Origin of the sequence: Pseudomonas sp. BIGb0176 (assembly GCF_024810175.1) — a bacterium.
Taxonomy (GTDB): Bacteria; Pseudomonadota; Gammaproteobacteria; order Pseudomonadales; family Pseudomonadaceae; genus Aquipseudomonas; species Aquipseudomonas protegens.
The window spans coordinates 44,263-56,981 of the sequence record NZ_JANUEC010000005.1 but is presented as its reverse complement, the minus strand read 5'-3'; the positions used below and the strand labels follow the sequence as shown (position 1 = coordinate 56,981).

General features: G+C 63.4%; 10 protein-coding genes. All 10 read left to right on the top strand.

The window, feature by feature from the left end; genetic code table 11:
* Positions 1-91: 91 nt before the first annotated feature.
* The 10 genes from M2395_RS27100 (at position 92) to M2395_RS27055 (ending at position 12,703) form a co-directional block, all read left to right on the top strand.
* Positions 92-1,504, top strand: coding sequence for an amino acid permease (locus tag M2395_RS27100; protein ID WP_015633849.1), 1,413 nt, complete (start codon positions 92-94; stop codon positions 1,502-1,504).
* A 10-nt stretch (positions 1,505-1,514) separates the two neighbouring features.
* Positions 1,515-2,720: an imidazolonepropionase gene (gene hutI, locus M2395_RS27095; protein ID WP_123431217.1), complete on the top strand. Its 1,206-nt coding sequence runs from the start codon at positions 1,515-1,517 to the stop codon at positions 2,718-2,720.
* A 10-nt stretch (positions 2,721-2,730) separates the two neighbouring features.
* The gene (hutG, locus tag M2395_RS27090; protein WP_011058785.1) at positions 2,731-3,531 is read left to right on the top strand and encodes an N-formylglutamate deformylase; all 801 of its coding nucleotides are present in this window, start codon (positions 2,731-2,733) and stop codon (positions 3,529-3,531) included.
* Between the two features lie 202 nt (positions 3,532-3,733).
* The gene (gene pip, locus M2395_RS27085) at positions 3,734-4,705 is read left to right on the top strand and encodes a prolyl aminopeptidase (protein WP_011058786.1); all 972 of its coding nucleotides are present in this window, start codon (positions 3,734-3,736) and stop codon (positions 4,703-4,705) included.
* On the top strand, positions 4,702-5,139 hold the full coding sequence (dtd, locus tag M2395_RS27080) for a D-aminoacyl-tRNA deacylase (RefSeq protein ID WP_015633852.1): 438 nt from the start codon (positions 4,702-4,704) through the stop codon (positions 5,137-5,139). Before pip ends, dtd begins: the two co-directional genes overlap by 4 nt.
* Positions 5,140-5,415: 276 nt before the next feature.
* Positions 5,416-7,248, top strand: coding sequence for a glucan biosynthesis protein G (locus tag M2395_RS27075; RefSeq protein WP_011058788.1), 1,833 nt, complete (start codon positions 5,416-5,418; stop codon positions 7,246-7,248).
* Positions 7,241-9,811, top strand: a complete 2,571-nt coding sequence (mdoH, locus tag M2395_RS27070; protein WP_011058789.1) for a glucans biosynthesis glucosyltransferase MdoH — start codon at positions 7,241-7,243, stop codon at positions 9,809-9,811. The genes M2395_RS27075 and mdoH overlap by 8 nt, the downstream gene beginning before the upstream one ends.
* Before the next feature lie 259 nt (positions 9,812-10,070).
* The gene (locus tag M2395_RS27065) at positions 10,071-10,868 is read left to right on the top strand and encodes a transporter substrate-binding domain-containing protein (protein WP_019095754.1); all 798 of its coding nucleotides are present in this window, start codon (positions 10,071-10,073) and stop codon (positions 10,866-10,868) included.
* Between the two features lie 145 nt (positions 10,869-11,013).
* On the top strand, positions 11,014-11,976 hold the full coding sequence (locus M2395_RS27060) for an amino acid ABC transporter permease (protein WP_011058791.1): 963 nt from the start codon (positions 11,014-11,016) through the stop codon (positions 11,974-11,976).
* The gene (locus M2395_RS27055) at positions 11,969-12,703 is read left to right on the top strand and encodes an amino acid ABC transporter ATP-binding protein (protein ID WP_011058792.1); all 735 of its coding nucleotides are present in this window, start codon (positions 11,969-11,971) and stop codon (positions 12,701-12,703) included. Before M2395_RS27060 ends, M2395_RS27055 begins: the two co-directional genes overlap by 8 nt.
* The last annotated feature ends 16 nt before the right edge of the window (positions 12,704-12,719 follow it).

Here is a 12,719-nt window from a genome sequence, read left to right as displayed (position 1 = left end):
ACCTGCAAGACAGGCGCGGAGCGTCTGCTTCCTCCGCCCCGCACCCCTGCGCGGGGCGGACTTGTCCGATAACAATAAAAGGGACGATGACATGCAATCGCAAGACAGTGGACTACGCCGAGGGCTGACAGCCCGCCATATACGCTTCATGGCCTTGGGGTCGGCCATCGGTACAGGATTGTTCTACGGTTCGGCCTCGGCCATCCAGATGGCCGGGCCCGCCGTGTTGCTGGCCTACCTGATCGGTGGCGCGGCGGTTTTCATGGTGATGCGCGCCCTCGGGGAGATGGCCGTGCACAACCCGGTGTCCGGTTCGTTCGGGCATTACGCCAGCCAGTACCTGGGGCCGTTGCCGGGCTTCATCCTGGGGTGGACCTACGCCTTCGAGATGTTGATCGTGTGCCTGGCGGACGTGACTGCCTTTGGCATCTACATGGGCTTCTGGTTTCCCGAAGTGGCGCGCTGGATCTGGGTGCTGGGCATCGTGCTGTTCATCGGCGGCCTGAACCTGTGCAACGTCAAGGTGTTCGGCGAGATGGAGTTCTGGCTGTCGCTGCTCAAGGTCGGGGCGATCGTCGCGATGATCCTGGGGGGCTTGGGCATCATGCTCTTCGGTATCAGCAGCGCCGCGCAGGACCAGGCCACTGGCGCCGCCAACCTCTGGGCCCACGGCGGCTTCATGCCCAATGGCATCAGTGGGGTGATCGCCTCGTTTGCCGTGGTGATGTTTGCCTTTGGCGGCATCGAGATCATCGGGGTCACTGCGGGCGAGGCCCAGGATCCGAAGCGGGTCATTCCCAAGGCGATCAATGCCGTGCCGCTGCGTATCCTGCTGTTCTACGTGCTGACCCTGTTCGTGCTGATGTCGATTTTCCCCTGGCCGCAGATCGGTACCCAGGGCAGCCCGTTCGTGCAGATCTTTGACAGCCTGGGCATCAGCTCGGCCGCCACTATCCTCAATATCGTGGTGATTTCGGCGGCGGTATCGGCCATCAACAGCGACATCTTCGGCGCCGGCCGGATGATGTATGGCCTGGCCCGGCAAGGGCAGGCGCCCAAGGGCTTTGCCCAGGTGTCCAAGCACGGGGTGCCGTGGATGACCGTGGTGGTGATGGCCGTGACTCTGTTGATCGGGGTGGTGCTGAACTACCTGATCCCGGAAAACATCTTCCTGCTGATCGCGTCCCTGGCCACGTTCGCCACGGTCTGGGTGTGGCTGATGATTCTCCTGACTCACGTGGCCATGCGCCGTTCGATGACCGCCGAGCAGGTGGCCCAGTTGCAGTTCAAGGTGCCATTCTGGCCTTGGGCCCCGGCGGCGGCCATTGCCTTCATGCTGTTCATCTTCGGCGTGCTGGGCTATTTCCCGAAAACCCAGGGAGCGCTGATCGTCGGCGTAGTGTGGATCGCTCTACTGATCGTGGCCTATATGCTGTGGGTCAAGCCCATGGCGGGGCAGGCCCAGGCGATCATGAGCGACGCTCCTTTACCTACTGACCATTAATGGAGGTTGGATGAAAACTCTTTGGCAACACTGCAACGTCGCCAGCATGGCCTCGGGTGTTTACTCGATCATCGAGGATGCGGCCATGGTGACGTCAGGGGCGCACATCGAGTGGATCGGCCGGCGCTCGGAGGCGCCGGCCGGCGACTACGCCCAGGTCAATGACCTGGCTGGAGCCTGGGTAACCCCGGGCTTTATCGATTGCCACACCCACACGGTATTTGGCGGCAACCGCAGTGGTGAGTTCGAGCAGCGCCTGCAAGGGGTGAGCTATGCCGAGATCGCCGCTGCCGGCGGTGGTATCGCCAGTACCGTACGGGCTACTCGGGCCGCCACCGAGGAGGAACTGTTCGGCAGCGCCCGCAAGCGTCTGCTGAGCCTGTTGCGCGATGGCGTGACCAGCGTCGAGATCAAGTCCGGCTACGGCCTGGACCTGGCCAGCGAGCGCAAGATCCTGCGGGTGATCCGTCGCCTGGGCGAAGAGTTGCCGGTCAGCGTGCGCAGCACCTGCCTGGCGGCCCATGCCCTGCCGCCGGAATACGCCGAGCGCAGCGATGCCTACATCGAGCATATCTGCAGCGAGATGCTCCCGGCCCTGGCGGCCGAGGGGCTGGTGGACGCGGTGGATGCCTTCTGTGAATACCTGGCGTTCTCCCCGGAGCAGGTGGAGCAGGTGTTCATTGCCGCGCAACAGCTCGGCCTGCCGGTCAAGCTGCACGCCGAGCAACTGTCGTCGCTGCATGGTTCGAGCCTGGCGGCCCGCTACCATGCGCTGTCCGCCGATCACCTGGAGTTCATGACCGAGGAGGATGCGATAGCCATGGCGGCGTCCGGGACCGTGGCGGTGTTGCTGCCGGGGGCCTTCTATTTCCTCCGGGAAACCCAGCTGCCGCCAATGGAAGCCCTGCGCAAGCACGGGGTGAAGATCGCCGTGGCCAGCGACCTCAATCCCGGTACGTCACCGGCGTTGTCGCTGCGGCTGATGCTGAACATGGCCTGTACCTGTTTCCGTATGACCCCCGAGGAGGCCCTGGCCGGGGTTACCCTGCATGCGGCCCAGGCCCTGGGCATGGAAAAGACCCATGGTTCGCTGGAGGTGGGCAAGGTGGCGGACTTCGTCGCCTGGCAGATCGATCGTCCTGCCGACCTGGCCTACTGGCTGGGCGGCGATCTGGAAAAGCGCGTCGTGCGACACGGCGTTGAAGTGACTGTGTAGGAGAAGGGTTGTGGATAAGGTTCTGAATTTCAAACAAGGCCGGGTGCCGCTGCTGATCAGCATGCCCCACGCCGGTACGCGCCTGACCCCGGCGGTGGCGGCCGGGCTGGTGCCCCAGGCGCAGAGCCTGCCGGACACCGACTGGCACATTCCACGGCTGTACCAGTTCGCCCAGGAGCTGGGGGCCAGTACCCTGGCGGCCGAATATTCGCGTTTTGTCATCGACCTGAACCGCCCGTCCGATGACAAGCCCCTGTACGTGGGGGCCACCACTGGCCTGTACCCGGCCACCCTGTTCGACGGCGAGCCCTTGTTCGTCGAAGGTCAGGCGCCGTCCAGTGAGGAGCGCGAGCAGTACCTGCACGAGGTGTGGGGGCCTTACCACCGCACCCTCCAGGAAGAGCTGGCGCGGCTCAAGGCCGAATTCGGCTATGCCCTGCTGTTCGATGCCCACTCCATCCGCTCGCTGATCCCGCACCTGTTCGAAGGCAAGCTGCCGGACTTCAACCTCGGCACTTTCAATGGCGCCAGCTGCGATCCGCAACTGGCCAGCCGGCTGGAGGAGATCTGCGCCGGCCACGGCGGCTACACCCATGTGCTCAACGGGCGCTTCAAGGGCGGGCATATCACCCGCCACTACGGCAACCCGGCCGAGCATATCCATGCCGTGCAACTGGAGCTGGCACAGAGCGCCTACATGGAAGAGTTCGAACCGTTCCGCTATCGCGAGGACCTGGCAGCACCGACCCAGGTGGTGCTCAAGGAATTGCTCCAGGGGCTGCTGGCCTGGGGGCAGGAACGTTACGCCTGACAGCAAGCGCTCCTACAGCGGGTACACGCCTTTGTGTAGGAGCGCGCTTGCTCGCGAAGCGCCTTCGACCCCCGCGCAAAACCTGCAAACAACCCTGTTTTCTCCAAGGACATGCTCATTGCGTAATTCGGGTTTATGATGCCGGACGGCAGAATAAATGTAGTCCCCGCCAGGGATGAACCCGACCTCCACGGAGCGCGTAATGCAGACTTTGTACCCGCAGATCAAACCCTATGCCCGGCACGATCTGGCCGTCGACGAGCCGCACGTGCTGTATGTCGACGAAAGTGGTTCACCGGAAGGTTTGCCGGTGGTGTTCATTCATGGCGGGCCGGGGGCGGGCTGCGATGGGGCCAGCCGCTGCTACTTCGACCCGAATCTGTACCGCATCGTCACGTTCGACCAGCGCGGTTGCGGGCGTTCCACCCCCCACGCCAGCCTGGAAAACAACACCACCTGGGACCTGGTGGCGGACCTTGAGCGCATTCGCCAGCACCTGGGCATCGACAAGTGGGTGCTGTTTGGCGGCTCCTGGGGTTCGACCCTGGCCCTGGCCTATGCCCAGACCCACCCGGAGCGCGTGCTCGGCCTGATCGTGCGGGGCATCTTCCTTGCCCGGCCCCAGGAGATCCAGTGGTACTACCAGTGTGGCGCCAGCCGCCTGTTCCCCGACTACTGGCAGGACTATGTGGCGCCGATTCCCCTGGAAGAGCGGCATGACCTGGTCAGCGCCTTCCACAAGCGCCTGACCGGCACCGACCAGATCGCCCAGATGCATGCGGCCAAGGCCTGGTCGGGCTGGGAAGGGCGCACCGCGACCCTGCGCCCCAACCCGTTGGTGGTGGACCGTTTCTCCGAGCCGCAGCGGGCGCTGTCGATTGCCCGGATCGAATGCCATTACTTCACCAACAACGCCTTCCTCGAACCTGACCAGCTGATCCGCGACATGGGCAAGATCGCCCATCTGCCCGGGGTCATCGTCCATGGCCGCTACGATGTGATCTGCCCGCTGGACAACGCCTGGGAGCTGCATCAGGCCTGGCCCAACAGCGAGCTGCAGGTGATCCGCGACGCTGGCCACGCCGCCTCCGAGCCGGGCATCACCGATGCTCTGGTACGCGCCACCGACCAGATGGCGCGCCGTCTGCTCGACCTGCCGCCCGAAGAAGCATGAAGGGCCTGTTGCAGCGCGTGCGTGGCGCGCGGGTGGAAGTCGCCGGGGAAATAGTCGGCGCGGTGGACCAGGGATTGCTGGTACTGGTGGCGGTGGAGCCCGAGGACACCCGGGCCAGTGCCGACAAACTCCTGCATAAGCTGCTTAACTATCGGGTGTTCAGTGATGCCGAGGGCAAGATGAACCTGTCCCTGGCGGATGTGCAGGGCGGCTTGCTGCTGGTGTCGCAATTCACCCTGGCGGCAGACACCAAGAGCGGGCTGCGCCCGAGCTTTTCCACAGCCGCGCCGCCGGCCCTTGGCGAAGAGCTTTTTGACTACCTGGTAGTGAAGGCGCAACAGTTGCATGGCAAAGTGGCATCAGGGCGTTTTGGCGCGGACATGCAGGTGCACCTGGTCAATGATGGCCCGGTAACCTTCCTGTTACAGACCTGAAAACGCCTGAAACAGCTTTTTCCACCGATTTGGGCCGGAAACTGCTGTTTTTCGCGATAAATACTTTGTTACCCCTGATGCGTTGTAACGCGGGCTACTAGATAATCGCGCGCTACGGGGATCAGCGTTCGTTGGTCCATTTTGACTTAAGTAGAGACTTGTCCACGGCCGTTTGGGGAATCATTTAGCCCCATCGGAGTCGGAACAATGCTCGCCAACCTGGCATATAGATAGCTGGCCGTTGGTTTTTTGATCTGTTTTCGGCGAGGGTTGCTCGTGATTGTTAGTCCCTGTAATGCACCAAACTTGTTTGCCAAACGGTTACGAAACGCACTGGTGACGGGCTCTGCGCTGGTCTGCCTGCTCGGCGCCGGTCAACTCATGGCATTCAATCTGGATGATGTATCGGTCAAGGCCAAGGACCTGGCCGGGCAGAAGTACGAGGCCCCGCGCAGTAACCTGCCGAACGAGTTCCGTGAGATGAAGTTCGCGGATTACCAAAAAATCCGCTTCCTCACCGAAAAAGCCGAATGGGCCGACCAGAAGACCCCGTTCAAGCTGTCGTTCTACCACCAGGGCATGCACTTCGACACGCCGGTGAAGATCAACGAGATCAGCGCCAACACCGTTACCGAGATCAAGTACGACCCGAACCGTTTCGATTTCGGCGACGTGAAGTTCGATCCCAAGGCCACCGAGAAGCTCGGCTACGCCGGTTTCCGCGTGCTGTACCCGATCAACAAGGCTGACAAGCAAGACGAGATCATGACCATGCTCGGCGCGAGCTATTTCCGCGTCGTTGGCAAGGGCCATACCTATGGCCTGTCCGCCCGGGGCCTGGCAATCGACACCGCCCTGCCATCCGGCGAGGAATTCCCGCGTTTCAGCGAGTTCTGGATCCAGCAGCCCAAGGCTACCGACAAGCACCTGGTGATCTACGCCCTGCTGGATTCGCCACGGGCCACCGGCGCCTATCGCCTGACCCTGCGGCCGGGCGCCGACACCATTGTCGACGTCAAGGCCCGGGTGTTCCTGCGTGACAAGGTCGGCAAGCTGGGCCTGGCCCCGCTGACCAGCATGTACCTGTTCGGCGCCAACCAGCCGTCGAAGGTCCTCAACTACCGTCGCGAACTGCATGACTCCAGCGGCCTGTCGATCCACGCCGGCAATGGCGAATGGATCTGGCGCCCGCTGAACAACCCGAAACATCTGGCCGTGAGCAACTTCTCGGTGGAGAACCCGCGTGGTTTCGGCCTGCTCCAGCGTGGCCGCGACTTCAGCCACTATGAAGACCTCGACGACCGCTACGACAAGCGCCCAAGCGCCTGGATCGAGCCCAAGGGCGACTGGGGCAAGGGCACCGTCGACCTGGTAGAGATCCCGACCGCGGACGAAACCAACGACAACATCGTGGCGTTCTGGAACCCGGAAAAGCAGCCTGAGCCAGGCCAGCCGCTGGATTTCGCCTATCGCCTGCACTGGACCATCGACGAAGCCGCCCTGCATTCCCCTGACAGCGCCTGGGTACAGCAGACCCTGCGCTCCACCGGTGACGTCAAGCAGTCCAACCTGATCCGTCAGCCCGACGGCAGCGTGGCCTACCTGGTGGACTTCGAAGGCCCGTCCCTGGCGGCATTGCCGGAAAACGCCGACGTTCGCAGCCAGGTCAGCGTGGGTGACAACGCCGAGCTGGTGGAAAACAGCGTTCGCTACAACCCGGAAACCAAGGGCTGGCGCCTGACCCTGCGGATGAAGATCAAGGACGCGAGCAAGTCCACCGAGATGCGTGCCGCTCTGGTCCGCGACATTGCGCAGCCCGAGCCGGCCAAGGCCTCGACGCCGAACTCCAACTCCTCCATCGCCAAGGCCGACAAGATCGCCGCCAAGCAGCAGGAGAAGAAAGAGAAGGAAGCCGCAGCGGCAGCCGCCAAGCAGGCGCAAGCCCAGCCGGGCAAAGAGGCTAAAGACGCCAAGAACGCCAAGGACAAGGACCACAAAGACGCCAAGCAGCCTGCTGCTGCGGACGCGGCCCCAGCCACACCGGAACCGGTTAAAACGGAGCAAGTCCTGACCGAGACCTGGAGCTATCAGTTGCCTGCCGATGAGTAACTCTCAACTACAGCCAGAGTCTCTTGCCGAGTACCTGGCGCATTTGCCGATGTCGGACCAGCAGCGCGCGGAACTCGCGGGCTGCCAGTCCTTCAGCGAATTGCACCAACGCCTGTCGTCCAGCACCTTCGATGGCCCCACCGATGCCGCCCAGGCCTCGGTGGGCCAGCGCCTGACCCTGAGCACCGCCGCTGAGCTGGAAGAAGCGGAAATGCTCGCGGTGGACGCCGAGGGCCGGGTCTGCCTCAAGGCCACGCCACCGATCCGCCGCACCAAGGTGGTCCCTGAGCCGTGGCGCACCAATATCCTGGTGCGCGGCTGGCGGCGCCTGACCGGGCGTACCAACCCGCCAGCGCCGAAGAAGGACGAACGGGTACTGCCGGCCGCTCGCTGGCGTACCGTCGGTTCTATCCGCCGCTACATCCTGCTGGTGCTGATGCTCGGCCAGACCATCGTCGCCGGCTGGTACATGAAAGGCATCATGCCGTACCAGGGCTGGTCCTTCGTCGACCTGGAAGAGGTCATGCACCAGCCGCTGATGCAGACCGCCCAGCAAGTGCTGCCCTATGCCCTGCAGACCAGCATCCTGATTCTGTTCGGGATCCTGTTCTGCTGGGTCTCGGCAGGTTTCTGGACCGCCCTGATGGGCTTCCTGGAACTGCTGACCGGCCACGACAAGTACCGCATCTCCGGGGCCAGCGCCGGCAACGAGCCGATTCCCAAGGATGCGCGCACCGCACTGGTGATGCCGATCTGCAACGAAGACGTGCCCCGGGTGTTTGCCGGCCTGCGCGCAACCTTCGAGTCGGTGGCGGCCACCGGTGACCTGGACCGTTTCGACTTCTTCGTCCTCAGCGACAGCAACGACAGCGATATCTGCGTGGCCGAGCAGCAGGCCTGGCTGGATGTCTGCCGCGAAGCCAAGGGCTTCGGCAAGATCTTCTATCGCCGCCGTCGCCGCCGAGTGAAACGCAAGAGCGGCAACCTCGACGACTTCTGCCGTCGCTGGGGCGGTGACTACAAGTACATGGTCGTGCTCGACGCTGACAGCGTGATGAGCGGCGAATGCCTGACCAGCCTGGTACGCCTGATGGAAGCCACGCCGGACGCGGGGATCATCCAGACCGCGCCACGGGCCTCGGGCATGGACACCCTGTATGCGCGCATGCAGCAGTTCGCCACCCGGGTCTACGGCCCGCTGTTCACCGCCGGCCTGCACTTCTGGCAGTTGGGGGAATCCCACTACTGGGGGCACAACGCGATCATCCGCATGCAGCCGTTCATCGAGCACTGTGCCCTGGCGCCGTTGCCGGGCAAGGGTGCCTTCGCCGGTGCGATCCTCTCCCACGACTTCGTCGAAGCCGCGCTGATGCGCCGTGCCGGCTGGGGCGTGTGGATTGCCTACGACCTGCCGGGCAGCTACGAAGAGCTGCCGCCGAACCTGCTGGACGAACTCAAGCGTGACCGGCGCTGGTGCCACGGCAACCTGATGAACTTCCGCCTGTTTCTGGTCAAGGGCATGCACCCGGTGCACCGCGCGGTGTTCCTCACCGGGGTGATGTCCTACCTGTCGGCGCCGCTGTGGTTCTTCTTCCTGGTGCTGTCCACGGCCCTGCTGGCGGTCAACACCCTGATGGAGCCGCAGTACTTCCTCGAGCCGCGGCAGCTGTATCCGCTGTGGCCGCAGTGGCATCCGGACAAGGCCATCGCGCTGTTCTCCACCACCATCGTGCTGCTGTTCCTGCCCAAGCTCTTGAGCATCATCCTGATCTGGGCCAAGGGGGCGAAAGAGTTCGGTGGCAAGTTCAAGGTGACCCTGTCGATGCTCCTGGAGATGCTGTTCTCCATGCTGCTGGCGCCGGTGCGGATGATTTTCCACACCCGTTTCGTACTGGCCGCATTCCTGGGCTGGGCCGCGACCTGGAACTCGCCACAGCGTGACGACGACTCCACGCCGTGGAGTGAAGCGGTCAAGCGCCACGGTCCGCAGACCCTGCTGGGCTTCTGCTGGGCGCTGCTGGTGATCTGGTTGAACCCGAGCTTCCTCTGGTGGCTGGTACCGATCGTCGGTTCGTTGATGCTGTCGATCCCGGTGTCGGTGATCTCCAGCCGCGTGGGCCTGGGCCTGAAGTCCCGTGACGAAAGCCTGTTCCTGATCCCCGAGGAATACGCTCCGCCACAGGCGCTGCTGGCAACCGACCAGTACACCCATGAAAACCGCTGGCATGCGCTCAACGACGGCTTTGTCCGGGCCGTGGTGGATCCGCAGCAGAACGCCCTGGCCTGTGCCCTGGCGACCTCGCGCCACACCCAGGCCGAGCCCATCGAGTGGCTGCGCCAGGAGCGTGTACGGCATGCCCTGAAAGTCGGCCCGGCGGCCCTGAACAACAGCGAGCGGCTGGCGCTGTTGAGCGACCCGGTAGCCCTGGGGCGCCTGCACGAGCAGGTCTGGAGCGAGGGGCACAGCGAATGGCTGAGCGCCTGGCGCCAGTCGGTGGATGCCGATCCCCATGCACCGCTGCTGCCGTTGCAGCCGTTGAACGCGGCGCCGCAACCGGCCTGAAGCCAACGCCCTTGAGCTCTTGCTCAAGGGCGTTTTGCTTTATGGCGCCAATGGCCGCCTACGCCTTGCGGGAGGCTGTGGCAGCGGCTACCGGTCGCTCCCCCTGAAACAACAAAAATCCTTGTGCAAATGGCCGAGTGCGTTAGCATCGCACCCGCAAATTTCTGCGCGCAATCGACAACGGCCTGCCATTCGAAGCACTCAAGCAGATGACCGCCGTGCGCAGACACCACAATAAAATGGCTTCAGGGGACTTGAGATGAAGAAGTATCTTTCGCTGCTGCTGGCGGGTGCCGCAGCCCTGCTGGCGGTCAACACGGCCCAGGCCGGCGCAATCGACGACGCGGTCAAGCGCGGCACGCTGAAAGTCGGCATGGACCCGACCTACATGCCGTTCGAGATGACCAACAAGCGTGGCGAAATCATCGGTTTCGAAGTCGACCTGCTCAAGGCCATGGCCAAGTCCATGGGGGTCAAGCTGGAGATGGTTTCCACTGGCTACGACGGCATCATCCCGGCCCTGCTGACCGACAAGTTCGACATGATCGGCAGCGGCATGACCCTGACCCAGGAACGCAACCTGCGCCTGAACTTCAGCGAACCCTTCATCGTGGTCGGCCAGACCCTGCTGATCCGCAAGGACCTGGAAGGCACCATCAAGTCCTACAAGGACCTGAACAGCGCCGACTACCGCATCACCTCCAAGCTGGGCACCACCGGTGAGATGGTCGCCAAGAAGCTGATCGCCAAGGCCAAGTACCACGGCTACGACAACGAGCAGGAAGCGGTGCTGGACGTGGTCAACGGCAAGGCCGACGCCTTCATCTACGACGCTCCGTACAACGTGGTGGCCGTCAACAAAGTGGGCAATGGCAAGCTGGTATTCCTCGACAAGCCGTTCACCTACGAGCCCCTGGCCTTCGGTTTGAAGAAGGGCGATTACGACAGCATCAACTTCATCAACAACTTCCTGCACCAGATCCACGAAGACGGCACCTACGATCGCATCCATGACAAGTGGTTCAAGAGCACCGAGTGGCTCAAGGACATGGAATAGGTGTCAGGCAACTGACTTGTGGTTGATCGCGAGCAAGCTCGCTCCTACAGGGCGCATAGCGTTTTTGTAGGAGCGAGCCTGCTCGCGACGATGCCCACCCGGGCTCTGCCGAACCTCCCCGCTGCAAACCGCTGGAACCTGCAAAGTGAACAAACACAAGAAAGCCCAATGGCCCTGGCACGTGCTGACCGTGCTGGTGCTGATCGGTCTGGCTGGCGCGCTGTACTACGCCACCTCGTTGATGTCCTACGAGTGGCGCTGGAACCGTGTCCCCCAGTACTTCGCCTATCAGGCCGAAGAGTCCCAGCGGGCGGCGGAAATCTCCACCGTCGCCGAGGTGGTGCGCCAGGGCGGCAAGGCACAAGTCACGCTGCGCGGTGACTCGGGTGCCGAGCAGCATCTGAGCGTCGATGAAAGCAGCTTGCAGGTGGCTAGCGGCGATGACGTTGCCGAAGGCGATGTCATCGGCGTGACCCGGCACTGGGCCGCGGGCCCGCTGTTGTGGGGCCTGTGGACCACCTTGTGGCTGTCGGTGGTGTCCGGCGTGCTGGGGCTGCTGATCGGCCTGGGTACCGGCCTGTGCCGGTTGTCCAGCAACCCGACCCTGCGCGACCTGTCGACGATCTATGTCGAACTGGTGCGGGGCACGCCGCTGCTGGTGCAGATCTTCATCTTCTATTTCTTTATTGGCACGGTGCTCAATCTGTCCCGGGAGTTCGCCGGGATCGCCGCGCTGTCGCTGTTTACCGGGGCCTATGTGGCGGAAATCGTTCGCGCCGGGGTGCAGTCCATCGCCCGCGGGCAGAACGAAGCCGCTCGCTCCCTGGGGCTCAGCGCCGGCCAGTCGATGCGCCATGTGGTGCTGCCCCAGGCCTTCAAGCGGGTGCTGCCGCCGCTGGCCGGGCAGTTCATCAGCCTGGTCAAGGACACCTCCCTGGTGTCGGTGATCGCCATTACCGAACTGCTCAAGAGCGGCCGGGAAGTCATCACCACGTCGTTCTCGCCATTCGAGATCCTGTTCTGCGTGGCAGGCCTGTATTTGTTGATCAACCTGCCGCTGTCGAAGATGGCCAGCCGGCTTGAGCGGAGGCTCGCGCAAAGTGATTGAAGTCCGCGATCTGGTAAAAGTCTTCGACACCCGCGGCCAGGTGGTGCGCGCGGTGGATAACGTCACCACCCAGGTGGCCAAGGGCGAGGTGCTGGTGGTGATCGGCCCGTCCGGCTCCGGCAAGTCGACCTTCCTGCGTTGCCTCAATGGCCTTGAAGAGTTCGATTCCGGCTCGGTGAGCATCGACGGCCTGCAACTGGCCGACCCGAGGACCGATGTGAACGCCTACCGCCGGGAAGTCGGCATGGTGTTCCAGCACTTCAACCTGTTCCCGCACATGACCGTGCTGGAAAACCTCTGCCTGGCGCAGAAGGTGGTACGCAAGCGCGGCAAGCAGGAGCGCGAGGCCAAGGCCCTGGCGTTGCTGGAAAAGGTCGGGATCGCCCAGAAGGCCCACGAGTTTCCTTCGCGGCTTTCCGGTGGCCAGCAGCAGCGTGTGGCCATCGCCCGGGCCCTGGCCATGGAACCCAAGGTGATGCTGTTCGACGAGCCGACCTCGGCCCTGGACCCGGAAATGGTCGGCGAGGTGCTGGATGTGATGAAGACCCTGGCCCTGGAAGGCATGACCATGGTCTGCGTGACCCACGAAATGGGCTTTGCCCGGGAAGTGGCGGATCGGGTGCTGTTCTTCGATCACGGCAAACTACTGGAAGACGCGGCGCCGCAGGTGTTCTTCGACGCGCCGCAAGACCCGCGGGCCCAGGCTTTCCTGCGCCAGGTGCTGTAAGGCCGGCTCCTGCATT